We start from the raw sequence: 25,429 nt of genomic DNA, 5'->3' as shown, positions 1-25,429 counted from the left end.
GGAATTCGAGGAACAGAGCATGCAGCAACTGAATCCCTCTGAGATCAGTGAAATTATCAAGAGCCGCATCGACAATCTCGATGTGAGCACCGAGGCCCAGAACGAGGGCACCATTGTTTCCGTATCCGACGGTATCATCCGCATCCACGGCCTGGCCGACGTGATGTACGGTGAAATGATCGAGTTCGAGGGCGGCGTCACCGGTATGGCGCTGAACCTGGAGCGTGATTCCGTTGGTGCCATCGTACTGGGTGACTACAAGTCCCTGGCGGAAGGCCAGAAGTGCCGTTGCACCGGCCGCATCCTGGAGGCACCGGTTGGTCCGGAGCTGCTGGGTCGCGTGGTTGACGCACTGGGTAATCCGATCGACGGTAAAGGTCCTCTGAACAACAAGCTGACCGACGCGGTTGAGAAAGTAGCCCCCGGCGTAATTGCCCGTCAGTCCGTAGATCAGCCGGTACAGACCGGTCTGAAAGCGGTAGACACCATGATCCCGATCGGTCGTGGCCAGCGTGAGCTGATCATCGGCGACCGCCAGATCGGTAAAACTGCGGTTGCGATCGATGCGATCATCAACCAGAAAGGCACCGGCATTAAGTGTATCTACGTTGCCGTAGGCCAGAAGCAGTCTTCTATTGCCAACGTTGTACGCAAGCTGGAAGAGCACGGCGCCATGGACCACACCATCGTGGTTGCCGCCGGCGCTGCCGACCCGGCTGCGATGCAGTTCCTGGCACCGTACGTAGGCTGCACCATGGGTGAGTACTTCCGCGACCGCGGTGAAGACGCCCTGATTATTTACGATGACCTGACCAAGCAGGCCTGGGCCTACCGTCAGATCTCCCTGCTGCTGAAGCGTCCTCCGGGCCGTGAAGCATACCCGGGTGACGTTTTCTACTTGCACTCCCGTCTGCTGGAGCGCGCCGCGCGTGTAAACGCCGAGTACGTAGAAAAGTTCACCAACGGTGAAGTGAAAGGCAAGACCGGCTCCCTGACCGCACTGCCGATCATCGAAACCCAGGCGGGTGACGTTTCCGCATTCGTACCGACCAACGTAATCTCCATTACCGATGGTCAGATCTTCCTGGAAACCGACCTGTTCAACTCCGGTGTACGTCCGGCGATCAACCCGGGTATCTCCGTATCCCGTGTTGGTGGTTCTGCCCAGACCAAGATCATCAAGAAGCTGTCCGGTGGTATCCGTACCGCGCTGGCTCAGTACCGCGAACTCGCAGCCTTCTCCCAGTTCGCTTCCGACCTGGACGAGGCTACCAAGGCCCAGCTGGACCACGGTGAGCGCGTTACCGAACTGATGAAGCAGAAGCAGTACTCTCCGCTGTCTATCGCGGACATGGCTGTTTCCGTTTACGCCGCGGACAAGGGTTACCTGAACGACGTAGAAGTTAACAAGGTGCTGGACTTCGAATCCGCCCTGCTCGCTTACATGAACAGCGAACACGCAGAGCTGATGCAGCAAGTAAACAGCACCGGTAACTACAACGACGAAATCGACAGCGCCTTCAAGGCCGCGATCGAAAAATTCGTCGCTACTGGTAGCTGGTAAGTACCCATGCGTAGAAGCCGGCCCGCAAGCCGGCTTCTACTGGTTAACTTCCGGCAAAAAGGTAACTGACTATGGCAGGCGGAAAAGAAGTACGCACAAAAATTGCCAGCATCAAGAGCACGCAGAAGATCACCTCGGCCATGGAAATGGTTGCGGCGAGCAAGATGCGCAAGGCTCAGGATCGCATGGCTCTGGGGCGCCCTTACGCAAGCCGCATTCGCGCGGTGATTGGCCACGTTGCCAACGCCAACGCGGAATACCAGCACATCTACCTGCAGGAGCGCGAAGTTAAGCGCGTGGGTTACATCCTGGTATCCACCGACCGCGGTCTCTGTGGTGGCCTGAACATCAACGTGTTCAAGGCGGCTATCCGCGATATGCAGTCCTGGGATCAACAGGGCGTGGGCGTGGACATCTGCGCAGTTGGCAACAAAGCGGCCAGCTTCTTCAACAACATCGGCGGTAACGTCGTAGCAGCGGTGCGCGACCTGGGCGACCAGCCTCAGGCCAAGCAGCTGATCGGCTCCGTCAAGGTAATGCTCGATCGTTTCGCCAGTGGCGACATCGACCGTCTTTTCCTGGTGTCCAACGAATTCGTGAACACCATGACCCAGAAGCCGCAGGTTCAGCAGCTGCTTCCGTTGAAAAAAGACGAAGACGAGCAACTGCAGCACGAGTGGGACTATCTGTACGAGCCGGAGCCGGTCGAGCTTCTCGACGGCCTGCTGACTCGCTACATCGAATCCCAGGTGTATCAGGCAGTAGTTGAAAACAAGGCCTGTGAACAGGCTGCACGTATGATTGCGATGAAGAGCGCCACCGACAACGCCGGTGAGCTGATCGACGCACTGCAGCTGGTTTACAACAAGGCGCGCCAGGCAGCGATTACCCAAGAGCTGTCTGAGATTGTTGGCGGCGCCGCGGCGGTTTAACGCCACCGCAGAAAGATTTGAACTTTGAGGATCGGGAAATGAGTAACGGGCAAATTGTGCAAGTTATCGGCGCGGTCATCGACGTGGAATTCCCGCGCGACGCCGTACCGAATGTATACGATGCACTCGTGGTAGAGGGTAAGAACCTCACCATGGAAGTGCAGCAGCAGCTGGGCGACGGTATCGTACGTGCCATCGCTATGGGTTCTTCCGAGGGTATCTCCCGCGGTCTGCCGGTGAAGAACACCGGTGCGCCGGTTTCCGTACCGGTTGGTACCGAGACCCTCGGCCGCATCATGGACGTACTGGGCAACCCTATCGATGAGTGTGGCCCTATCGGTGAGAAAGAGCGCTCCTCTATCCACCGTGCTGCGCCGACCTATGAAGAGCAGTCCAGCTCCACTGAACTGCTGGAGACCGGCATCAAGGTAATCGACCTGGTATGTCCGTTTGCCAAGGGTGGTAAAGTTGGTCTGTTCGGTGGTGCCGGTGTAGGTAAAACCGTAAACATGATGGAGCTCATCAACAACATCGCCACCGAGCACAGCGGTCTGTCCGTGTTCGCGGGTGTAGGTGAGCGTACTCGTGAAGGTAACGACTTCTACCACGAGATGCAGGAAGCTGGCGTTGTAAACGTCGAAGAGTTTTCCAAGTCCAAGGTAGCGATGGTTTACGGCCAGATGAATGAGCCGCCCGGCAACCGTCTGCGTGTAGCACTGACCGGCCTGACCATGGCCGAGAAGTTCCGTGATGAAGGTCGTGACGTACTGCTGTTCGTCGACAACATCTACCGTTACACCCTGGCCGGTACCGAAGTATCCGCACTGCTCGGCCGTATGCCGTCTGCGGTAGGTTACCAGCCGACCCTGGCGGAAGAGATGGGCGTTCTGCAGGAGCGTATTACCTCCACCAAGACCGGCTCCATCACCTCAATCCAGGCGGTATACGTACCGGCGGATGACTTGACCGACCCGTCTCCGGCAACCACCTTCGCGCACCTGGACTCCACTGTAGTACTGAGCCGTGACATCGCCGCCAAGGGTATCTACCCGGCCGTTGACCCGCTGGATTCCACTTCCCGTCAGCTGGATCCGCTGGTAATTGGTCAGGAGCACTACGAGTGTGCCCGTGGCGTACAGAGTGTTCTGCAGCGCTACAAAGAGCTGAAGGACATCATTGCGATCCTGGGTATGGACGAGCTGTCTGAAGAAGACAAGCAGATCGTAGCCCGCGCGCGTAAGATCGAGCGCTTCCTGTCTCAGCCGTTCCACGTTGCGGAAGTATTTACCGGTGCACCGGGCAAATACGTATCCCTGAAAGAAACCATCCGAGGTTTCCAGGGCATCCTGAATGGTGACTACGACAACCTGCCGGAGCAGGCCTTCTACATGGTCGGCACCATCGACGAAGCCGTCGAGAAAGCCAACAAGAAGTAAGGCATGCGTGTAGCGCCCGAAAATTTCGGGCGCTATGAGGCAAACAGCTGAGAATGAGGTAGCCTTATGGCTATGACCGTACATTGCGACATCGTTAGCGCAGAGGAATCCCTCTTCTCCGGCCTGGTGAAGATGGTGATCGTCAGCGGCGTGGAAGGGGAACTCGGTATTTCCTATGGCCACGCGCAGCTGCTGACCCATCTCAAGCCTGGCCCGGTTCGCATCATCAAAGATGATGGTGAGGAAGAGGTGCTGTTCCTGAGCGGTGGCTATGCCGAAATCCAGCCGAACATGGTTACTATCCTCGCCGATATCGCCGAGCGCGAAATCGACGAAGATGCGGCCAAAAAGGCGCGCGAAGAGGCGGAACACGCCCTGCGCAGTGCCCCGGCGGAAATCGACTACACCCGCGTTTCCGCGCAGCTGGCCGAAGCTGAAGCGCGTCTGCGCACCCTGCAGGCAATCCGCAGGGCAGCCGGCAAATAATTCCCGCCACTGTGCTGGAATCGAAAAAAGCAGCTTCGGCTGCTTTTTTTATTTGCGACTGACAGAACTTCACAATCCGAACGGCAATTGGCACACATTCACTTTGCACCCTGCTTCACAAAAGCAGAACCTGCTTTTCCTGTACATTGTTACTGACTCTTCGTTCGACCTTCCTCGCAATTCACTCCCCCTGCTCTGCAGCCCGCGTCAAAACTGGGATCGAGCGCGGTAACCGGTGTAAATGACCAAAACCGCCTAAGGCGTTTCTGTTACACAGTGTTACTCCGTGACAAAAATACTTGTGCTCTATTTGAAGGACTGGTGTCGCTCAGTGTTATCGCTGCAGCGGCCCTGAAATAAAAATAACCCAGTCAGGAGGCCTTCATGCCACTCGCGAAAATTTTCTCGCGCATATCCCTACTGGCGACGCTGACGATCGCAGCTCTGCTGTCCGTCTCCGCGCACGCCATGAAAATCAAACAACAAAACCTGGAACAGCTGGTTACTACTTCCGAGAGCATCATCATCGGTCAGGTGAGCAGTGTCACCGATGGATTCCAGAACGGTGCGCCCTACACCGAAGTCACCATTCGCGTGGGCAGCGATGCCAAGGGCAAAGTCAAAGAAGACAGTGAATACACTTTCCGTCAGTTCGGCCTGACCAAGCCCCGTTCCATGGGCAACGGAAAAGTCTATCTGGGTGTGACCCCGGAAGGTTTCGCCAAGTGGAACGAAGGCGAGCAAGTCGTTGCATTCATGTACAAAAAAGCCGAAATGACCGGCTTCCAGACCACCACCGGTATGGCCCAGGGCAAGTTTATTGTGAGCAACGACAAGGCTACTAACGCATTCAACAACCACGGCCTGTTTGAGGGTATGGACACGTCGAGCCTGTCCGCCGAAGAACAGAACATGATTACCAATCCGGACGCCGTGAGTGCAGCCACTTTCGTTGGTCTGGTGGGCAAACTGGTTGAGGAGGGCAAACAATGAAAATGAAAAAGCTCAATATCGCGATGGCGCTGGCTCTCGCTTCCGCCGGTGCGCAGGCTGGTGGCCCGCTATATATCCACGAGCCGACCATGCAGCCATACAAGTGGGATACATCAAAGGGTGATATCCCGGTATACACCGACGGCGGCCCGATGACCCCCACCGCCGATGGTGGCGAGGCGCCTGCGTTTACCGTGAACTACGACGGCACCGTGTTTCTGACCATCGAACAGGCCAATGCGGTTACCGCCAAGGCAATTGCCGAATGGTCCAACGTTGAAACCTCAACCCTGTCGATGACCATTCAGGGCACCATCGAACAGCAGACCGGTATCGCCGACGTCAACGAAACCAACGTTGGCGAAATCTATTCGAAGGAAAACGGTTACGGTTTCTGGGTCAACTACGACACCGACGGGGAGATCCTTGAGCAGTATTTCGGTGTGCCGAAAAACCAGGTGCTGGGTATTGCCTTCCCCGAGTGGGCGGACGAAGAGACCGGTGAGATTACCGAAGCCACCGCGCTGATGAACGGCTGGTTTGTGGATATCAGTGATACCGAAGGCGAAAAGGTTGCCGGTGTATTCACCCACGAATTCGGCCACGCCATGAACATGTCGCACTCCCAGGCCAATGGCCACTTCAGCTACATGGCCGCTGGCTATCGCCCATACTACGACGGCGTCCCCGGGTGTGACACTGCAAATGTGTTCAACGGCTCACAGGTTCCGTCCGCAGATACCATCGAAACCATGTTCCCGTTCATCAATGTGCGCGGCGAGGCAGGACGACAGCAGGCGAGCATCAGTGTGCGCGATGACATCGTCAACATTTCCGACCTGTACCCCACCGATGCATACAAAACCCAGTACGGTTCCATCACCGGCAAGCTGTACCTGAAAGACGGCGTCAGTGAATACTCCGGCATCAATATGGTGGCGCGTAACATCGACAACCCTATGTACGACGTGATCACCCAGCAGTCCGGCAACATGACCCAGGGTATGGTCGGTCCGGACGGTACCTTTACCATCAATGGTCTGCAGCCGGGCGCGCGTTACGTACTGTATACCGACACCATCAAGGCTGGTGGTTACCCGACTCGCCCGACCGCCATTGTCTCCGAGGCCGAATACTGGAATGCCGGTGAAAGCACCAACCCGGGTGAGGACCGCGCCTGTAATTTCACCCCGATTACCGTCCAGGCCGGTGAGACCAAACACACCGATATGTACTTCAACGGTTATCAGGATGGCATCCAGTACACACCACTGGTAGAAGCGTTTGTTACCGATCTGGCCAAGAATGGCAAGAAGGCATTCGGTATCGTAGGCAACGGCATTCCGTTTGTTTATGACTCGGTACAGAAGAACTACGCCTTGCACCCGAATGTAGATGTGCGCACCAATGGCGGCAAGATGAACAAAAATGCCACCAAGGCGGTGATTACTGCAGACCTGGATAACAATGGCATCCGCGAGCCGGCAATGTGGGACCTGCTCAGCAACAAACTAGAGCCAATGCAGGACCTGAACGGCAACACCTGTGGTGGTTCAGGTTCACTCGGAACCCAGTCCGCAGCCGTGTGGGATATGGACGATAGTGGCGAAGTCATGGTCGGCCTTGGCTACAAGGATGTGGACGGTGACGGTATCTGTCAGCGCTCTGGTACTGGTGAAATGGTGCCGGTCAAATGGGACAAGCACGGCAATATCGAGGAACTTCCCTACGACCTCCCCGGCTTCGTGCAGTGGGTGCGTGCAGATCGCATTTCCGGTGACGGCAGCGTGATCACCGGTTCCAGCACCTACAAACAGGTGGCCTGGGTCAATGGTGAGTTCCGCGATATCTATGCCGAATTCGGTGCCAAAAACGCCACCGCAATGACACGCGACGGTGGTATCGTTGCCATCGACACTGATACCGGCGTCAAGCTGTGGAATACCAAAACCGATGAACTGGAAGATCTGGGCGGCCTGACCTGGTGTGAGGATATGGACTACAACCATTTCTTCCTGGGTAACCTGTGTACCAACCCGATCTACGGTCCGGAATTCGTACAGAGTAATTTTGGCCCGATCACGGTAATGCCCACCGACATGAACGATGACGGTTCTGTAATCGTCGGTCGTGCCGGCGGCTACTTCACCGGCTTTATCGGCGGGGTCTACCTGGACGGTATCGGCTGGATTAACACCCGTGACTTCTTTGCCAAGCAGGGTGTGGTTGAGGCGTCCCAGTACCCGGCGGACAACCCCCTGGCGCTGAGTGGTGACGGTTCGGAAATGATGGGTAACCTGGCTGGTGCCACCATTACTTTCGATATCAATATGGACACCGCCTTCGTGTGTGAAAATGGGCAGGATCGAGAAGTCAGCTTCCCGAAACAGCTCATTGCCGAGGTTAAGAATGGTGCCGAATTCGGCCGCTGTGCACACCTCAATGACTGATTGACGTCAGCCATCTAAAGAAAAGCCCGCCTTCACGGCGGGCTTTTTTATGCCCGAACAAAGCAGCTGAGGCTGCTTTTTTGTTGTCTATATGGTTTGCTAGCGAGCTGTAAATTTACTCTCCGCAATTTGGAGTCGAACGAGTGCAATCTTCTGATCAACCGGTAATCGGTCTCGCTCTGGGCAGCGGTGCTGCCAAAGGATTTGCCCATATAGGTGTGCTCAAGGTGCTGGATGAAATGGGTATTCGCCCGAGCGTTGTCGCCGGTACCTCCATGGGTGCATTTGTCGGCGCGGCCTACGCCGCAGGGTGCCTGGACAAAATGGAAGACTGGGTGCGTCAGCTGGATAACTGGAAAGTATTTTCCCTGCTGGATATCAACTGGTCGCTCAGCGGTGGTGTGATTGGTGGCATCAAACCATTTCGCAGCTTCTTTGAGGACTTCGAGTTCACGGATATAGAGGAGCTTCCCCTGCCCTTCACCGCCGTGGCTACCGACCTGCACAGCGGCCAGGAAATCTGGCTACAACAGGGCAATCTGCAGGACGCGGTCAGTGCCTCCTGCTCCATTCCGGGCCTGTTGTCCCCCAAATCCCTGGCGGGGCGCTGGTTGGTTGATGGCGCCGTTGTGAATCCTGTGCCGGTGGATGTGTGTCGTGCAATGGGGGCTACCACTGTGATCGCAGTGGATGTAACCGAAGATGCGGCGCCCCGTGGCAAACGAGAACAGGGCGAAGTGCGCAGTGTGATCAGTACCCAGTCTTCGTCTGCCGAGGAGTTAACGCTCGAGGTGGAAAGTGAGGAGATTGCCCGTCTGGAGCCGGAGAATGATGAGCACAGCGAAGACCACGGCGTTGCCAGTAGTTTTACCCGGCTGGTGGAACAGGGACGGGAGCAACTGAACAGCTTGCGCTCCCGTCGGGAGGCGCGGGCCACACCGCCCGGCATGTTCGACACCATGCGTCAGGCCATGGAGATTCTCGAGCGTCGCCACAAGCGCACGCGCATGATGGGCTCGCCACCGGATGTACTGATCATGCCGAAAGTGGGACCCATCGGCGGCAATGAATATGCCCGCGCCGGAGAGGCGATCGAGCTGGGGGAAACCGAAGCCCGTCGCCTGCGCACCTGGATAGAGGATATGGTGTACCGAAAGTGAATCGTCTCATTCGCGCACTAGCTGCCGCTGTCGCACTGATCTTGCCCCATTCTGCTGTAGGCGGTGACCGCACATGGTTTGAATACCAGTCCGAAAATTTCACTGTCTATTCCGATGTGCCCGAGCCCAGGGTCAACGCGCTGATGCGCGATCTGGAGCGTTTTCGCCGCGCCGCCCTCGCTTTTACCGGATTGGAGGAAATCCCGGAAAACCGCAACCTGCAGGTTTTCCATTTTCGCAACTCGGGCGAGTTCGAAAAATTTTCCGGAGATCGCAAAATCGCGGGCTTTTACCGGGAGACCTGGCAGGGGCCGGTTATATTCTCCCGCGATGGCGATCACGGGATTACTGGTTCCGGGCTGATTTTTCACGAATATGTGCACCACCTGACGCGTGAGCACAGTGGAATGACTTATCCGCGCTGGTATTCGGAGGGGTTCGCCGAGTTGCTGGCGAGCGCGGAGTTGCAAAAAAATTCGGTCGTGGTCGGCGGTATTCCCGAGTGGCGTCTGAGTGCCTGGGCCAGCGAGGAACCGCTCACCGTCGAACAGCTTCTGCATCCGCCATCGATCGGCGTCGCAACGAATGGCGACGATAGCCGTTACTGGAACAACTACTATGCCAGCGCCTGGCTGTTGACCCATTACCTGCAACTGGGCCACCACGCGGGACACCCGGATTACCGCGCAGCCAGCGAAAGCTACTTAAAGGCGGTCGCCGCCGGTGATGACCCGGTAAAAATCTTCGAAGAGCATTTCAATAAAAGTGTACGGGAAATGCAGGCGGAAATACGTGCCTACATGCGTGATGACATCCTGCGTCACAAGCTGGACATTGCCGACTACTCCTATTCGATACCCCGTCGCGCCGTTACCGACAACGAACATCTGTTCCTGCTTGCGAATGAGGCAATGGAATTTGGCCGAGCACAGTTGGCCATGGACTATCTACAGCAGAGCAAAAAACACGATCTGGGCTGGCAGGAAAACCTCACCGCCATGGCGGTGCTGCACGCTGAGCAGAAGGACTTCAAATTCGGTGAAAAAATTGCGCAGGATATCGGTGAATATGGAATGGTCAGCCACCTTACCGCAGCTAACCTGGCCCGCTTTTACCTGCTGAGACTGCAGTCATTGACCCTGACCCGGGACTGGGATGACGACCACTACGCAGCGGCAAAAAAGTACGCAAAAATCGCAGTACAGGCGGGGCCGGACTATTTGCCGGCGTATCGCACCCTGTGGACTGTTTATCAATTGAAAGGGGAAAGCGAACCGGCACTGCAGATTATGCTGAGCGCCCATCAGCAGGAGCCCAATCACCTCAACCTGAATGCTGCGATTGGTTTTTATCTCGCGCATCTTGATCGGATTGCCGACGCTCGCCCGTATTTGGAGCGAGTTATTGCCTGGAGTCATTCCGATGATTTGCGTTCCCGCGCGCAAGATATTCTGCAGTAAACAGCGACAAACCACCCATCCAACAGTGAGTATTTTACCGCTGTCTATCGCAATGACCCCAGGTGATTTTTTGTATTGGGAAACCTAGGGTTTAGCCTCGATGATCAGGTTTGCCATGGATCGGGTCGCAACCCGTGCCTGACTGAAGCCGGCGCTTTCAAGTACTCCGGTAAGCCTGCCGGGGCCAGCCTGAGCACCCAATGCCAGCCCGACCTTCTGGGATTTTGAGCAGGGGGTACAAAGAAAAGTCGACCCAGCATAAAAAAGTGCGCTGAGCGGATTCAGGTTTTTTTCCAATTGGTCTTCGGCCAGTGGTTCGACTAAAAGAACGCTACCATCGGGTTTTATTACATCACGCGCAGCCTGGGCTGCGCCTACCGGATCGCCCATGTCGTGCAGGCAATCGAAGTAACAAACGAGATCAAAGGGCCCTTGCGGAAGCGACTGGGCCTTGGCAACCAGAAATTCCACCCGGTCGGATACCCCTGCGTCTGCCGCCGCCTGCACCGCCGCATTGATAGACTCCTGATGATAGTCGATGCCGATAAAGCGTGATTCAGGAAAGGCCTTGGCCATGATTATGGTAGATGCGCCGTGGCCGCAACCTACATCAAGCACGCTGCCACCCGCGTTCAGTTTTTCGGTGATTCCGGGAAGTTGCTTGAGCCAGTCTTCTACCAGAAAAGTGTCATAACCCGGACGGAAAAACCGCTCGATACCGTGAAACAGGCACTGATGGTGCTGGTGCCAGCCAAACCCTGCTCCGGTCTTAAACACGTTAGCGATCTCATCCGCTGAATGATACATGGTGCGAACTACCGAAGCTGCGGCGGCCATAAACGCGGGGGAATTCTCGTCTGCCAGTACCGCAACCCGTTCTGGTGGCAAGATAAACGTACCCCCGGCAGGTTCGTAATCGAAATAGCCAATCGCGGCCAAGCCGCTGGCCCATTCGCGCACATAACGTGCGTCGAGATTGCACCGTTGCGCCAGGCGTTCCGCGGTGGCCGGTCCCTTGGCGAGGGCTTTGAATAACCCCAGCTGATCGCCGACATATACAAGCGCATGTGCGCCAGCAGCGGCCAGGTCGCTGAGCACGCGCCCGGCAAATTCTTCTACTTTTTCAAAATCGACAACGGGTGTATTACTTGCGGATTCCATATCCGGGGAGAGCGTTTCCATCGTATACGTCCTTTATCTAGAAAATTTTTGGGGGGACTTCAACGAGATCAACGGCGTAGCTGCTCGTCCGATGAGCATCGATAACCCGAGCGTACCGCAAACACTTCAGCGACTTCCCGAGTGCCGGGTTAAAAAGTCATACGAATCGACGAGTAGTGAGATTGCGGCTGTTATGCATGTACAAGGAGTGGTAATGGACGACAGATAAACGCGGGCTGGGAGTGTGGGGCTCGAATGGGAATAAAAAAACCCGCGATTTCTCGCGGGTTTTTCCGATTTTTGCAAACGATTGCGGATAGGGAAATCAGTGCACCCAGTGGTGACGCTGCTGCTTTTCCTGAATCGCTTCCGCGGTGGGCGTGGGCATGGCGCTCACCGGCAGGCGTTCGTGGAAGAACGCCAGGCGCTCGTCCCCGTTTACTTCGTTCATGGTGGCCGCATCGAACACCTTGCCGTTGATTACGGTGTATTTCACCTGCTCGGACAGGCGCAGGTTTTCCAGCGGATTGCCATCCACCACGATGATATCCGCCAGTTTGCCGGCTTCCAGGCTGCCGATGTCTTTATCCATACCCAGGTAGCGGGCGCCGTCGATGGTGCCGGCGCGGAACGCTTCCCACGGGGTGAAGCCGCCCTGCTCCATCATCCACAGCTCCCAGTGGGCGCCGAGGCCTTCACGCTGGCCGTGGGCACCGATATGTACGGTGACGCCTTTTTCGCGCAGCTGTTTAGCGTGGTGGGCCACGTCCACATGGTTGTAGTGGTGGTCCGGCGCGGTGGGGCGACGGATGGAACGCGGGTTGACGATAAAGTCCGGGGTGTAGCGCGTCAGGCGATCGTTCTTCCACACCTCGGTGCGGTCGTACCAGTAATACTCACCGGAGAGACCGCCGTAAGCCACCACAAAGGTCGGGGTGTAGCCGACGCTGGTCTGGCCCCACAGCTGTTCCACGTCGGAGTAGATATTGGCGATTGGCAGAGAGTGCTCCACACCGGTGTGGCCATCCACAATCATATTCATGTTGTGCTGGTACTTGCCGCCACCTTCCGGAACCACCATCAAGCCGAGCTTGCGACCCGCTTCCAGCACCTGCTGGCGCTGTTCGCGACGCGGCTGGTTGTAGCTCTTCACGGAGATCGCGCCCATTTCCTTGAGGCGGCCCACATGGAACTCAGCGTCTTCCAGGCTGTTGATCTTGGCCTTGTAGCCCGGGCCCTTGGCACCGTAAAGGATGGTGCCGGTAGAGAAGATGCGCGGACCGTTGATGATGCCGGCCTTCTGCATTTCCGCGGCGGAGAAGATCTCGCTGCTGTCGTTGGACGGGTCGTGAATGGTGGTCACCCCGAACGCCAGGCTGGAATACAGGTTCCAGTTCTGCTGCGGGATGATTTCCTCGCGCCCCTGGGCGCCGTGGGCGTGAGCGTCAACGAGGCCCGGCAATACGGTCTTGCCGGTGACATCGATGCGCTGGGCACCCGCGGGAATTTCCACCTCACCGGCGGAGCCCACTGCGACGATGCGGTTGCCGCGGAACAGCACCACGCCGTTTTCGATGACTTCCTGCGCGGTTTCCGCATCGCGCATGGTCACCACAGTGCCGCCGGTCAGGGCCACCAGCTTGCCGCTGTTGGCGAATTGCTGTTTGAAACCGAGGTCGATACCTTCGCTGACCGGCTCCGGCAGCTGTTCCGGCGCGCCGGCGACAAAATCAAATGCTTCCTTGAGGTTGCGCTCGTACAGCTTGGGGCCGTGGGACCAGCCCAGGGTCTGGCTGTTGGCTGACCAGTGCAGGTTCTCACCCGCCCGCTTGGACACCTGGGTGACCTTTACCGCGCTGGCTTTGGGCCCGATGGATTCGGACTTGCCGGTGTGCATAAACGGCGCGGCAAACGCCTTAAAGTCCTGGGTGAAGGCCACCCAGCGGCCGTCCGGGGACAGGCGGAATGAGGTGATCTCGGCGCCATGCAGGTGCTCGCGCTCGTCCTTGCCGCGGGTGTCGACGCTCTTGAACACCCGTTTGCCACCGTCGCCGTAGACGTATTCGGAGAAATAGATGCGCTCGCCGTCGGCACCAAAATGTGGCTCGTAGCCGGATTTGGCGATGCGGCGCTGCCAGTCACCGCCTGCATCCGCGAGGTAGATGCCCGGCTCCAGGGAGTATTCCGGGCTCAGCAGGTAGCCGCCGGTAAAGCGACGGAAGGCCACGGTTTCACCGTCCGGGGAGAAGCTCGGTTCCACATACAGCCCGGGTTCGCGGGTGATGGTCTTGCCGCGACCGTTGCGTGCGGACACCACACGCACCTGACCGAGGCCTTCATCGTCCCAGGTTACGTAGGTGATCTGCTTGCCGTCCCGCGACCAGCTGGGATAGAACTCGAACTGCTCATCCTGACGGGTCAATCGGCGACGTTCGCCGCTGTTTGCATCCTGAACGTAAATCTTGCCCAAAGCCTGGAAGGCGATCTGTTTGCCGTCCGGCGACTTCTGCGCCCAGCGGATCATCTTCACGTCGAATGCATCCGGGGCTACGTCTACCGGGAAACGCACCGCGTCGGCGACCTTTTTCTCGGTCTTGATGTGCGCGACGATTTCCCGTGCACCGCGCTCCAGGCTACTGCCGTCCGCGTTGATGCGCAGGAATTTACCGCCGCTCCACACGATCAGGGATTCTCCGTCCGGCATCCAGTCGTATTGCACATAGTTGCCGTGGGAGCCGAAGGTCTCCTGCAGGTCGCGCTCGAGGCCGGAGTAGATCGGCTTTTCCAGACCGCTGGTGAGGTCTTTTACAAACAGGGAGGTCTGGTCGTCCTGACGGCGGATAAATGCCAGTTGTTTGCCGTCGGGGGATGGAACCGGGGCGATGGCGCCGCCGGGGCCGGAGATAAAGGTCTCTTCCTTGCCGTCCTCCAGGTCGTAGCGGTTGATGGCAAAGATCTGCTGGGTGGAGTTCTTGTTGTACTCCCACACGGTGCCCGGGGTGGTGTCGATGGCGTAATAAATGTAGCGGCCGTCCGCGGAGAACACCGCATCGGAGATATTCTTCTGCGCGATATCGCCGCCAAGGCGCGCCTTGATCTGGCGGCCTTCACCCCCGCCGTAGTGGTACATCCAGATTTCGCCCGCGGGGATGCTGCGGCCGGACATGAAGCCCTTGCGCGCTACCAGGTACTGGCCGTCGGGGCTGAAACTGGGAGCGTGTACCAGGTTTTCGCGCTCGGTGGTCAACTGGCGCAGGTTCTCGCCATTGCGGTCCATCAGCCAGATGTTGTCGGCGCCGTCGCGGTCGCTCACGAACACGATCGACTTGCCGTCGGGGCTGAAGCGCGGCTGGGTATTCCACGCGATTTCGCTGGTGATGGCCCTGGCGTCGCCGCCAGTTACCGGCATTTCGTAAATATCACCCAGCATATCGAAGATGATGGTTTTGCCATCGGGACTGATATCCAGGTTGCTCCAGGTGGTCTCGCGGGTATCCAGGGGAATGAATTTGAACTCGTAGGGTGGCTTGTTCACATCCCACTTGTCCGCCTCTTTTTTGGCGTCTTCTGCGGCTGCGGCCAGCGGTAGGGTAAGAGCGAGGCCGGCGCCGCCGATCAGGCGTGCGAGCTGGCTGATTTTGGTTTTTATCATTCAGGGCTCCTGGATTACTGGAGTTGTCTTGACGTCGCGACTGCCGGCTATGGCGCCGCTGTTTAAAAAATGACTGTTTCGCCAAATTACCGCAATTGTGGCAAAAGACAACGAATCTGCGCCGAATAGGAGAAAACTCGGGATATCGGGTCGTTACCGGATTTTTGCCTGTGGGGCGTTGGAGTGGCACGGCAACGCACCGCCGTAGACACTGACTAAACTGGGATAAAAGGTGCCGCAACGGGCCACCTTCCCAGTTGCGGACCACCTATGAGTCACCACAAGGATCGAGCGCGCCCCAAGAGTGATCGCCAGATTCTCTCCGAGCAGATGGATGAGAGCCTGCGCGAGTATCACCGCGACAACAAAGCGCTGATACTCTCGTCAATGTCTGCGGGCATGGAGATTGGTTTCAGCATCTTTCTGATGGCGGCCTTTTACAGCCACTTCCACGCCAGTATTTCCCATCAGCTGTTGTACCTGCTCGCGGCGCTGAGTTACCCGGTTGGCTTTATGTTGGTCATTATTGGCCGCTCAGACCTGTTCACTGAGCACACCACGCTCGCGATCCTGCCGGTGCTCGATGGCCGCAAGACGGTGCGGCAATTATTGCGGGTATGGGGGCTGATTTACGCGGGTAACCTGCTGGGTGCGGCCGTGTTCAGCGCGCTGTTTGTACAGTTTGTGGGGATGACCGATCGCTTCGATGAGTCCGTGTTCGGCTACTACGGCCAAAAAATGACCGCGGATAGTGTCAGTGGGCAGTTTCTGGGAGCGATATTTGCCGGATGGCTGATGGGGTTGCTGGCGTGGATGGTGACCTCATCTACCGAGACCATGAGTCGTATTGCCGCGGTGGCGATTATTACCTTTGTGATCGGTCTCGGCGGCCTGCCCCACTGTATTGCCGGCGCTGTCGGTATGTTCTGCGCCTGGTTCGCCAAGAGCACCACCGTGGGGTTGGTGGATGTGCTGCAGTTCCTCGCGATTGCCACAGTGGGGAACACCATCGGAGGTTCAATATTCGTGGGGCGAGTGAAGTACAGCTTTACCGCTCCGCGCAATGGACGGTGATACCAGGTAATCAGCCAATGTAGGAGGCGTCGGTGGTAAACACCACGTCAAACTCCTGTTCGGCGACGAATTCTGCCATGCGCTCCGTCAGTTGTTCCCGCCACGCATCCGCCTGCTCGATCCCCGCGGTGTTATGCGCTTCGCTGAGCAAAATACGCGCGTGCAAATACACCGAGCGACCGATCTTGGTGATGCTGAGCGACCATTCCTCCCCCGGGATATCGTGCATGGCATCGCGAAATGCGCGCCGGATTTTTCGCTGTACGTCGATCGGCGGTGCCGCCAGCAGTACTTCCATCAGGTTGCGGATCAGGATGCGCAGCGGAACCGGCAACATCACCATCACCATGATGATTACCATCCACGAATCCACATATGGCAACTGGTCCCCAAGCGCTTCGCCAAATAGCCACACCAGGGTGAACGCGATAAGCACCACACCACTGAGCACGCCGTCCATCATCCAGGCAAACGCGTCTACTTCTATCAGCGTTGAGCCCGTGTGCCTGGCAATACGCCGCAGCACCAAAAAGACGGCGAGACAACCGCTACTGGCGATGGCGGCGTAAATCGTCGCCATTCCCGCATCCAGATTCCGCCCGCCCTGATACAGCGCTGCTATCGCCGAAGACAGTGCCATCACCATTACACCCAGGATCACCATGCTCTGCAGCACGTTGAAAGCGGGCTCAAAGCTGGCATAGCCGAACGGGAAGCGCCGGTCCGCACTGCGACGGATCAGTCGCGATACCACCAGCATCATCAGTGACATGACGAAGCTCACCAGTGAGAAAACACCGTCCAGAAAGATTGCGGTGGATCCGGTCCAGTGGGCGAAGCCGAAGCCCAGCGCCGCCATGAACAGGCAGCCCACAATCGACAGCCACAAGCCGCGTGTTTCCATCGTTTCAGTATTCCCGTTGCTAAGTGTCGTAAAAATAGGATCAGCGAAATTCTAGATGCGTTTTACCTACGCAACACGGCCTGTACTTGTGGAGTCGGGGTGAAGTGGCCACAATTCGCAGCCATTCTTAGTAAACAGTTGTTCGACCAGGTACTTCTATGGCCATCGATATCGTCATCCTCGCTGCCGGCAAAGGCACCCGTATGCGCTCCGACCTGCCCAAGGTGCTGCACCCCATTGGCGGTGTACCGATGTTGGGACGGGTGATTGAGGCAGCAAAAGGACTCGGGGATGTCGCGATCACCGTGGTGATCGGTCACGGTGCGGAGCTGGTACGCGAGCGATTCGCCGACAGCGGCGTGCAGTTTGTGGAGCAGACCGAACAGCTGGGTACCGGCCACGCGGTGGCCCAGGCGATTCCCAATTTCCGTCCCGGCAGCACGGTACTGGTGTTGTACGGCGATGTTCCACTGGTGAAAACCTCAACCCTGCAGGACCTGCTCAAGGCCTCCGCGAGTGGCCCTGCACTGCTGTCGGTGGTAATGGATGACCCCAGCGGCTATGGCCGTATCGTGCGTGACACCGTCAACGCGGTGCAGGCAATCGTGGAAGAGAAAGACGCCGATGACGCTACCCGCACCATCCGCGAAATCAACACCGGTATCCTCGCTGCCCCCGGCGACCTGCTCGCCCAGTGGCTGCCGGAACTCTCCAACGACAACGCCCAGGGCGAGTACTACCTGACCGACGTGATTGCGCGCTCGGTAAGCGAGAATATCGCCGTTGCCGGCGTGATCGCCGAAGATCCCGACGAAGTTGCCGGCGTAAACAGCCGAGCCCAGCAGGCAGAGCTGGAGCGTGCGCTGCAGCGGGAGCAGGCGGAGACGCTGATGGCTGCCGGGGTGACGCTGCTGGATCCGGCGCGTATCGACATCCGTGGCCAGCTGGAATGCGATAGCGATGTAAGCATCGATATCAACTGTATTTTCGAGGGCCAGGTGAAGCTCGGCGCTGGGGTCAAAATCGGCCCCAACTGCCTGCTGAAGAACTGTGCATTGGCGGCGGGCACGGTGCTGGAAGCCAGCTCGATTGTTGAGGATGCGATGGTAGGCGAGGCCTGCACAGTGGGACCTTTCGCCCGCCTGCGCCCGGGTACCGAACTCGCTAACGGTGCCAAGGTGGGTAATTTCGTCGAGACCAAGAAAGCGAAAATCGGTCTCGGCAGCAAGGTAAACCACCTCTCCTACATCGGCGATGCGGAGGTGGGTGAAGGCGTCAATATCGGCGCCGGTACCATCACCTGTAACTACGACGGTGTGAACAAATCCAAAACCCTGATCGGCGATGGCGCCTTTATCGGTTCCAATTCCGCGCTGGTCGCCCCAGTGGAAATTGGCGCCGGGGCTACCATCGGTGCTGGTTCAACCATTACCCGCGAAGTGAGTGCTGACGAACTGGCAGTGGCGCGTGGCAAGCAGCGCAATATTGCGGGCTGGCAGCGACCTACCAAGAAGTCATGAGCTCCTTGGCCCGGGTGCTTGAAGATGTCTGGGTGGCGGCGGAGCACCGGGTGCAGATTTTCAGGACCGCTACGAGTACATCCATGTAAGCTGCGTCGCAAACGTCCCTGTTTACGACGCTCCTGAAAATCTGCACCCGGCACCCCTCCTTCAGTCTTCCCTTCCTTACTCCGTAGCGAAAACGAATACCCGGTGATTTGTCATCCCGGAACTTTGATAAAACGCACCCCGTAACGTCCTGCCGGCAAAGAACCCCCAACTACACTAAAAGCATCGGAATTCAGGGAACCCAAGCCGATGCTCAAACCTCGCCTGCAGCTCCAGGCTTCCTTCGATATCGCGCGTCTGCAATTCCTGGATAAACAGGGTCAGGCAACCCAGCCCCTGCCGGAATTTGCCACTCCGGAGTGGCTCAGCTATTGCCTGCGCCAGATGCAGCTCGCCCGCCTGGTGGATGACCGAGCGGTAAAACTGCAGCGCACCGGCCGCCTTGGCACCTACCCCTCCTCACTCGGGCAGGAAGCCATCGGCGTCGCCACCGCCAATGCCATGATCGGCGAAGACATCTACTGTCCCTACTACCGGGAAACCGGCGCCTTTCTCGAGCGCGGCGTACTGATCGAGGAGATTCTCGCCAACTGGGGCGGCGACGAGCGCGGGCAGAACTTTCAACACCAACCCGGCGACCTTCCCGTGTGTATTCCTATCGCCACCCAGGCCCTGCACGCGGCCGGTGTCGCCTTTGCGCTCAAATATCGCCACACACAGGATGGCCGGCCACTGCAGGTAGCCGTCGCCAGTTCCGGTGAAGGCGCCACCTCCAAGGGGGATTTCTACGAGGCTATGAATCTCGCCGGCGCCTGGCAGCTGCCGGTGGTGTTCGTGGTAAACAACAATCAGTGGGCCATTTCCGTCCCGCGCCATGCCCAGACCGGTACCCAGACTATCGCCCAGAAAGGCATTGCCGCGGGCATCCCCGCCCTGCAGGTAGATGGCAACGATGTAGTAGCCGTCGCCTGGGCAGTGCGGGACGCCATCGCCCGCGCGCGCCAGGGGGACGGTCCGGCGCTGATCGAGGCCATGACCTATCGTCTTTGCGATCACACCACCGCCGACGACGCCAGTCGCTACCGCAGTGCGCAGGAACTGGAGGATGCCTGGCAGTGGGAGCCGATCAAACGACTGGATAGCTATCTGCGCGCTCAGGGCCTGTGGAGCGATGCCAAAAAGCAGGATCTGGATCGGGAGCTGGCGCAGATCATGGAGGCCGCGCTGGATCGCTGGGAGTCCCGCGACCCGGAACCGGCGACAGCCATCTTCGATCACCTGTATGCCCAGCTGCCGGCTGCGTTTTACGAACAGTACGACCAGCTGCGCGATGAGCAGGCGCAAACGGCGAACCGGGGGGAGTAGATGGGAGAAGAAACCAAGGCGATCACCCTGGTGGAGGCTGTGACCCAGGCACTGGCCCACGAACTGGAGCGGGACCGCGACGTTGTGGTGTTCGGTCAGGATATTGGTGCCAACGGTGGCGTATTCCGGGCAACAGACGGATTACAGCAGCGATTTGGTGGCGCGCGCGTACTGGATACCCCGCTGGCGGAAACCATGATTGCCGGTATTGCCGTGGGCATGGCCACCCAGGGACTTCGGCCGGTGGCCGAGTTCCAGTTTATGGGTTTTATCTACCCCGGCCTCGACCATATCCTCAATCACGCTGCGCGCATGCGCAACCGCACCCGCGGTCGCCTGTCCTGTCCCATTGTGTATCGCGCGCCCTACGGCGGTGGTATCCACGCGCCGGAGCATCACTCCGAGAGCACCGAAGCCTTGTTTGCCCATATCCCCGGCTTGCGCGTCGTGGTGCCCTCTTCCCCGGCGCGGGCCTACGGATTGCTGCTGGCCGCGATACGCGATCCCGATCCGGTGCTGTTTCTCGAGCCCAAACGCATCTACCGCGCGGCGAAGCAACCAGTGCCGGACAACGGCGAGGCGCTGCCACTGGACTGCGCCTTTACCCTGCGCGAGGGCAGCGACCTCACCCTGATTGCCTGGGGCGCCAGTGTGCGGGAAACCCTAGCCGCTGCGGAGCAACTGTCCAGCGAGGGTATTGAGGCGGAGGTCATCGACCCCGCTACCCTCAAGCCCCTGGATATTCACACCATCATCGACTCCCTGGAAAAGACACGCCGCTGTGTTGTGGTGCATGAGGCCGCGCGCTTCGGCGGGCTCGGCGCGGAGATCGTAGCGCAGGTACAGGAATACGCCTTCGACCTGCTGGAGGCACCGGTGCAGCGCGTAACCGGCTACGACACCGTGATGCCCTATTACCAGTTGGAAAACACTTACCTCCCCGGTGTAGAGCGAATTCTGGCCGGCGCTCGCGCCGCGCTGAACTATGCGCGGGAGGGAGAGTGATGAAGATCTTCCGGTTGCCCGACCTGGGCGAGGGACTGCCCGATGCGGTCATCCGCGAATGGCATGTGGATGAGGGCGACACCGTCAAGGCAGACCAGGTTCTGGTCAGCGTGGAAACCGCCAAGGCACTGGTGGAAGTGCCCTCGCCGTTTGCCGGCACCGTGCAAACCCTGTTCGCCGCCGAGGGTGAGACACTGGAAACGGGGCAGCCGCTGATCGGTTTTGCGGAAGCTGAATCGCATGCCGGTGAGGCGCCGGCACGCCAGCCGCCTCCCGCAGAGCCGGCCAGCGATAGCGGTACCGTCGTTGGCAAGATTGAGCAGGGCAGCGAAGCCCTCGCCGTCGAGCAACGCCCAATCACCAGCCGTCCTCGCTGCGCCACTCCCGCAGTGCGTGCTCTGGCGCGTCGCCTCGGTGTCGACCTGGATAGCCTGCACCCCTCCGGCGCCCGCTTCAGCGAAGCGGAAGTCCGCGCCGCCGCCCGCGGCGAAACGCTGCCAAGGTGGAGTGAAAAGGCGGATAAAAGTAGTGAAAAATTGCCAAAAAACGTCGAAATTACCGATTCTTCGCGATCCTCAGCGGAAACGGCTCCAGCCCGCCGCGCCATGGTGATGGCGATGAATCGCGCCCGCGACCAGGTGTGCCCGATGACCCTGTTCGACGAGGTCGATATCTCCGATTGGCCTAAAGGCATCAGCCCCACCCTGTACCTGCTCAAAGCGATTGCTCACGCCGCCGCGGAAGAGCCGAATCTGAATGCCCATTTTGAAAACGAAACCCTGGAGCCGAAAACCCCGGTAAACGTGGGCCTGGCGGTGGACGCACCCAAAGGTTTATTCGTCCCGGTACTGCAAGACATCGGCGCCCAGTCCGACGAAGCGATACTGGAGAGCATTGCCCGCTTCAAACAACAGGTCGAGGCAGGCGCCATCCCGCAGAAAGAACTTCAGGGCGCCACCATCCACCTCTCGAACTTCGGCAGCCTCGCCGGCCGTTTTGCCACCCCGATCGTCGTGCCACCCCTGGTATGCATTGTCGGCGCCGGCCGCGCGCACAAGGCGGTGCTTCCCCACAAAGGCAAGGCGCGGGTGCGCAAACTGCTGCCACTGTCCATCACCGCCGACCACCGAGCCGTTACCGGCGGCGAACTGGCGAGATTCCTGAAGGCACTGAAGAAATACCTGGAAACCGCCTCGTAGTGAGATGCGTTTCTCCAAATTCGGGTTGTGATATTAAATTTCGGTTTGCTATCCTTAACTTACGAATCGAAACTTAAGCAGCCATGTCCAAACGCAACACCCAACAGCGCCGCCATCAGATACTGCAGCAGATCAACGAAGCCGGCGAAGCCAGTGTCGAAGCACTGGCACGCCAGTTCGAAACCTCAGAAGTTACGATCCGAAAGGATCTGGCGGCGATGGAAGACAGTGGCTTGCTACTGCGCCGTCACGGCGGCGCCATCCCCCTGCCCCGGGAACTGGTTGCCGAGGACCCGCTCTCTATCACCAAGCGTGCCATCGGCCGCGCCGCCGCCGAACTGATCCGCGACCACAACCGCATCGTCATCGACTACGGCCGCACCACCACCGGACTGATCACCGAGCTCGACAAAAAACGCGGCCTGGTGGTCATGACCAACTCCCTGCACGTCGCCAACCAGCTGCGGGAACTGGAAAACGAGCCCACCCTGCTGATGACCGGCGGCACCTGGGACCCCCACTTTGAAGCCTTCCAGGGACAGGTGGCGGAACAGGTCCTGCGCGGCTACGACTTCGACCAGGCGTTTATCGGTGCCGACGGCATCGACCTGGAGCGCGGCACCTGCACATTTAACGAGCAGATCGGGCTCTCGCGGGTGATGGCTGACGTCGCCCGCGAAGTCATCGTGATGGCGGAGTCGAGCAAGGTTGGAAGAAGAATCCCCAATCTCGAATTGAGCTGGGAGATGTTCGGCACCCTGGTGACCGACAGCGGAATTGACGACAAGGTTTGCGCGCAGCTGGAAAACCGAGGCCTGCGCGTAATCTGTGCGGAAGTGAATTAAACAACGAAGTCGAGTGTGTAAAACACACTGAAGCATGACGAGAAGGTGGTGATACCGGGTGCAGGCTTGCGAGACCTTCACTGCCATGGATGGCGGTGCAGAGCCCCCAAGGATGGGTACACGGCGTGTCTTGCAAACCTGCACCCGGTAGCGCCGCCGCCACCGGACTAAAACCCGGAGGCACTAACAAACGAGGCTAAAAAAATGTGTGGAATCGTAGGCGCCCTGGGCCAACGCAATGTAACCGGAATCCTGCTGGAAGGCCTGCGCCGACTGGAGTACCGCGGCTATGACTCGGCGGGCGTGTGCCTCGTCAACGGCGACGGCAAACTGCAGCTGCGCAAAACCCAGGGCAAGGTCGCCGATCTCGAGTCCGCTCTCGACGGCAGCCCCACCGCCGGCCAGCTCGGTATCGCCCACACCCGCTGGGCCACCCACGGCGTACCGTCGGACAAAAACTCCCACCCGCACACCTCCGGCAACATCGCCCTGGTGCACAACGGCATCATCGAAAACTATCTGGAACTGCGCGATGAGCTGATCGCAAAAGGTTACGAATTCCAGTCTGAAACCGACACCGAAGTTGTGGTCCACCTGATCAACGACCTCTGCAAAGACGGCCGCGATTTACTGCAGGCCGTTACCGCCGCCACCCAACAACTCCACGGTGCCTACGCCCTCGGCGTTGTCTGCTCCACTGAACCCGAGCGACTGGTTTGTGCCCGTCTGGGTAGCCCGCTGGTTATCGGTGTCGGGATTGAAGAAAACTTCATCGCCTCCGATCCCATGGCCCTGCAACAGGTCACCGACCGCTTTATCTTTTTAGAGGAAGGCGACATCGCCGAAGTCACCCGCGACGGCATCGCCGTATGGGACAAAACCGGTGAAGAAGTCAGCCGTCCGGTCAACAAGCTGCAGGGCGGCCACGATGCCGCAGACAAAGGCCGCTACCGCCACTACATGCAGAAGGAAATTTTCGAGCAGCCCAAAGTGGTCGAAGCCACCATGGCCGGCCGCATCGGCGAACACTCCGTGCTTTCCCAGGCCCTCGGCACTGCCGCCAACGAAATCCTGCCCCAGGTTAAACAGGTACAGATCGTCGCCTGTGGCACCAGCTACCATGCCGGTCTCGTCGCCCGCTACTGGATCGAAGACTGGGCCGGTGTCCCCTGCTCCGTCGAAGTCGCCAGTGAAATCCGCTACCGCAAAACCGCGGTGCGCCCGGGTACCCTGTTTGTCACCATCTCCCAATCCGGGGAAACTGCAGACACGCTCGCTGCTTTGCGTCAGGCCAAGGAGCTGGGTTACCTCGCGTCCATGACCATCTGCAACGTCCCCAATAGCTCACTGGTACGGGAGTCTGAACTACAACTGATGACCGAAGCCGGCCCCGAAATCGGCGTCGCCTCCACCAAAGCATTTACCACTCAATTGGTTGCCCTGCAGCTGTTCTGTATCGCCCTTGCCAAAGCCAATGGCATGACCGGCGATCGCGAAGCCGAACTGGTAAGCGCCCTGCACCAGCTGCCGGAGCTGATGAAAAAATTCACCGGTCTGGATGCACTGGTAAAAGCCACCAGTGAAGCCTTCGCAGAAAAAAATCACGCACTGTTTTTGGGGCGCGGCGTCGAATATCCAATCGCACTGGAAGGGGCGCTGAAGCTGAAGGAAATTTCCTATATCCACGCTGAGGCCTATCCGGCGGGCGAACTCAAGCACGGCCCACTGGCGTTAGTAGATGCGGATATGCCCGTAATCGTCGTGGCGCCAAATGATGAGCTTCTGGAAAAACTGAAATCCAATCTGCAGGAAGTGCGCGCGCGGGGTGGCGAACTATTTGTATTCGCCAGCCCCGAGGCCGGATTTAAAAGTGAATCAGGGTTGACCGTAGTTGAAGTACCGGATGCACCGGAAAGCCTGCAACCGATTCTGTACACCGTACCGCTGCAGTTATTGAGCTATCACGTCGCACTATTGAAAGGCACCGACGTGGATCAGCCGAGAAATCTGGCTAAATCAGTAACCGTAGAATAATTCGGAAATCAATAAACCTTCCCGCAGCCTATAAACGGATTAACCTCTGGGCTGCGGAAGGTTTGAAAAAATCCATATCACACCTAATTAAAAAATATTCCGATAATCCCTTCTGTATCAACGCTCCGCCTTTTCATTTAA

The 25,429-nt window shown here is 58.3% G+C and carries 18 protein-coding genes; 15 read left to right on the top strand and 3 right to left on the bottom strand.

The window, feature by feature from the left end; genetic code table 11:
- Positions 1-19: 19 nt before the first annotated feature.
- From atpA to ACONT6_RS17220, 8 genes are all read left to right on the top strand, one after another.
- Positions 20-1,564, top strand: a complete 1,545-nt coding sequence (gene atpA, locus ACONT6_RS17255; protein WP_181254802.1) for a F0F1 ATP synthase subunit alpha — start codon at positions 20-22, stop codon at positions 1,562-1,564.
- 71 nt (positions 1,565-1,635) lie between these two features.
- Entirely contained in the window at positions 1,636-2,496 is an 861-nt protein-coding gene (atpG, locus tag ACONT6_RS17250; protein ID WP_428819631.1) for a F0F1 ATP synthase subunit gamma, read from the top strand.
- 38 nt (positions 2,497-2,534) lie between these two features.
- Positions 2,535-3,932, top strand: coding sequence for a F0F1 ATP synthase subunit beta (gene atpD, locus ACONT6_RS17245; RefSeq protein ID WP_428819630.1), 1,398 nt, complete (start codon positions 2,535-2,537; stop codon positions 3,930-3,932).
- A 66-nt stretch (positions 3,933-3,998) separates the two neighbouring features.
- Positions 3,999-4,418 carry a F0F1 ATP synthase subunit epsilon gene (locus ACONT6_RS17240; RefSeq protein ID WP_428819629.1) on the top strand — a complete coding sequence of 140 codons (420 nt, stop codon included), beginning with the start codon at positions 3,999-4,001 and terminating at the stop codon, positions 4,416-4,418.
- A gap of 384 nt (positions 4,419-4,802) precedes the next feature.
- Entirely contained in the window at positions 4,803-5,411 is a 609-nt protein-coding gene (locus tag ACONT6_RS17235; protein WP_428819628.1) for a hypothetical protein, read from the top strand.
- On the top strand, positions 5,408-7,861 hold the full coding sequence (locus ACONT6_RS17230) for a hypothetical protein (RefSeq protein WP_428819627.1): 2,454 nt from the start codon (positions 5,408-5,410) through the stop codon (positions 7,859-7,861). The genes ACONT6_RS17235 and ACONT6_RS17230 overlap by 4 nt, the downstream gene beginning before the upstream one ends.
- A 143-nt stretch (positions 7,862-8,004) precedes the next feature.
- A complete protein-coding gene (locus tag ACONT6_RS17225) occupies positions 8,005-9,021 on the top strand; it encodes a patatin-like phospholipase family protein (protein WP_428819626.1) in 1,017 nt (338 codons plus the stop codon).
- On the top strand, positions 9,018-10,481 hold the full coding sequence (locus ACONT6_RS17220; RefSeq protein ID WP_428819625.1) for a tetratricopeptide repeat protein: 1,464 nt from the start codon (positions 9,018-9,020) through the stop codon (positions 10,479-10,481). Before ACONT6_RS17225 ends, ACONT6_RS17220 begins: the two co-directional genes overlap by 4 nt.
- Positions 10,482-10,565: 84 nt before the next feature.
- On the opposite strand, the gene ACONT6_RS17215 is transcribed toward ACONT6_RS17220, so the two are convergent.
- Together ACONT6_RS17215 and ACONT6_RS17210 are read right to left on the bottom strand one after the other, a co-directional pair.
- Entirely contained in the window at positions 10,566-11,663 is a 1,098-nt protein-coding gene (locus tag ACONT6_RS17215; protein WP_428819624.1) for a class I SAM-dependent methyltransferase, read from the bottom strand.
- Between the two features lie 304 nt (positions 11,664-11,967).
- On the bottom strand, positions 11,968-15,294 hold the full coding sequence (locus tag ACONT6_RS17210) for an amidohydrolase family protein (protein ID WP_428819623.1): 3,327 nt from the start codon (positions 15,292-15,294) through the stop codon (positions 11,968-11,970).
- Between the two features lie 270 nt (positions 15,295-15,564).
- On the opposite strand from ACONT6_RS17210, the gene ACONT6_RS17205 reads away from it, so the two are divergent.
- Complete coding sequence (locus ACONT6_RS17205; protein WP_428819622.1) at positions 15,565-16,368, top strand: formate/nitrite transporter family protein; 804 nt, start codon at positions 15,565-15,567, stop codon at positions 16,366-16,368.
- Between the two features lie 10 nt (positions 16,369-16,378).
- Here ACONT6_RS17205 and ACONT6_RS17200 read toward each other — a convergent pair whose 3' ends face one another.
- Complete coding sequence (locus tag ACONT6_RS17200) at positions 16,379-17,272, bottom strand: cation diffusion facilitator family transporter (RefSeq protein WP_428819621.1); 894 nt, start codon at positions 17,270-17,272, stop codon at positions 16,379-16,381.
- 158 nt (positions 17,273-17,430) lie between these two features.
- Here ACONT6_RS17200 and glmU point away from each other — a divergent pair, with 158 nt between their 5' ends.
- From glmU to glmS, 6 genes are all read left to right on the top strand, one after another.
- Positions 17,431-18,792 carry a bifunctional UDP-N-acetylglucosamine diphosphorylase/glucosamine-1-phosphate N-acetyltransferase GlmU gene (gene glmU, locus ACONT6_RS17195; RefSeq protein WP_428819620.1) on the top strand — a complete coding sequence of 454 codons (1,362 nt, stop codon included), beginning with the start codon at positions 17,431-17,433 and terminating at the stop codon, positions 18,790-18,792.
- A 297-nt stretch (positions 18,793-19,089) separates the two neighbouring features.
- Positions 19,090-20,205: a pyruvate dehydrogenase (acetyl-transferring) E1 component subunit alpha gene (gene pdhA / locus ACONT6_RS17190; RefSeq protein ID WP_428819619.1), complete on the top strand. Its 1,116-nt coding sequence runs from the start codon at positions 19,090-19,092 to the stop codon at positions 20,203-20,205.
- A complete protein-coding gene (locus tag ACONT6_RS17185; protein ID WP_428819618.1) occupies positions 20,206-21,210 on the top strand; it encodes an alpha-ketoacid dehydrogenase subunit beta in 1,005 nt (334 codons plus the stop codon).
- Positions 21,210-22,409 carry a dihydrolipoamide acetyltransferase family protein gene (locus ACONT6_RS17180; RefSeq protein WP_428819617.1) on the top strand — a complete coding sequence of 400 codons (1,200 nt, stop codon included), beginning with the start codon at positions 21,210-21,212 and terminating at the stop codon, positions 22,407-22,409. Before ACONT6_RS17185 ends, ACONT6_RS17180 begins: the two co-directional genes overlap by 1 nt.
- Positions 22,410-22,492: 83 nt before the next feature.
- Entirely contained in the window at positions 22,493-23,254 is a 762-nt protein-coding gene (locus tag ACONT6_RS17175; protein WP_428819616.1) for a DeoR/GlpR family DNA-binding transcription regulator, read from the top strand.
- A gap of 204 nt (positions 23,255-23,458) precedes the next feature.
- Complete coding sequence (gene glmS, locus ACONT6_RS17170; protein ID WP_428819615.1) at positions 23,459-25,288, top strand: glutamine--fructose-6-phosphate transaminase (isomerizing); 1,830 nt, start codon at positions 23,459-23,461, stop codon at positions 25,286-25,288.
- Positions 25,289-25,429 lie beyond the last annotated feature (141 nt).

This window comes from Microbulbifer sp. MCCC 1A16149 (genome assembly GCF_050368945.1).
GTDB lineage: Bacteria > Pseudomonadota > Gammaproteobacteria > Pseudomonadales > Cellvibrionaceae > Microbulbifer.
Note: the sequence above shows the minus strand (reverse complement) of the source record. Positions and strands in the feature narration are given on the sequence as shown.

Bases quoted from the DNA above. Each gene is read 5' to 3' on its own strand.
- ACONT6_RS17210 (WP_428819623.1), bottom strand. From the start codon at position 15,294: ATGATAAAAACCAAAATCAGCCAGCTCGCACGCCTGATCGGCGGCGCC.
- ACONT6_RS17200 (WP_428819621.1), bottom strand. From the start codon at position 17,272: ATGGAAACACGCGGCTTGTGGCTGTCGATTGTGGGCTGCCTGTTCATG.
- glmS (WP_428819615.1), top strand. From the start codon at position 23,459: ATGTGTGGAATCGTAGGCGCCCTGGGCCAACGCAATGTAACCGGAATC.
- ACONT6_RS17185 (WP_428819618.1), top strand. From the start codon at position 20,206: ATGGGAGAAGAAACCAAGGCGATCACCCTGGTGGAGGCTGTGACCCAG.
- ACONT6_RS17175 (WP_428819616.1), top strand. From the start codon at position 22,493: ATGTCCAAACGCAACACCCAACAGCGCCGCCATCAGATACTGCAGCAG.
- ACONT6_RS17215 (WP_428819624.1), bottom strand. From the start codon at position 11,663: ATGGAAACGCTCTCCCCGGATATGGAATCCGCAAGTAATACACCCGTT.
- ACONT6_RS17235 (WP_428819628.1), top strand. From the start codon at position 4,803: ATGCCACTCGCGAAAATTTTCTCGCGCATATCCCTACTGGCGACGCTG.
- ACONT6_RS17205 (WP_428819622.1), top strand. From the start codon at position 15,565: ATGAGTCACCACAAGGATCGAGCGCGCCCCAAGAGTGATCGCCAGATT.
- ACONT6_RS17230 (WP_428819627.1), top strand. From the start codon at position 5,408: ATGAAAATGAAAAAGCTCAATATCGCGATGGCGCTGGCTCTCGCTTCC.
- pdhA (WP_428819619.1), top strand. From the start codon at position 19,090: ATGCTCAAACCTCGCCTGCAGCTCCAGGCTTCCTTCGATATCGCGCGT.
- ACONT6_RS17180 (WP_428819617.1), top strand. From the start codon at position 21,210: ATGAAGATCTTCCGGTTGCCCGACCTGGGCGAGGGACTGCCCGATGCG.
- atpG (WP_428819631.1), top strand. From the start codon at position 1,636: ATGGCAGGCGGAAAAGAAGTACGCACAAAAATTGCCAGCATCAAGAGC.
- glmU (WP_428819620.1), top strand. From the start codon at position 17,431: ATGGCCATCGATATCGTCATCCTCGCTGCCGGCAAAGGCACCCGTATG.
- atpD (WP_428819630.1), top strand. From the start codon at position 2,535: ATGAGTAACGGGCAAATTGTGCAAGTTATCGGCGCGGTCATCGACGTG.
- ACONT6_RS17240 (WP_428819629.1), top strand. From the start codon at position 3,999: ATGGCTATGACCGTACATTGCGACATCGTTAGCGCAGAGGAATCCCTC.
- atpA (WP_181254802.1), top strand. From the start codon at position 20: ATGCAGCAACTGAATCCCTCTGAGATCAGTGAAATTATCAAGAGCCGC.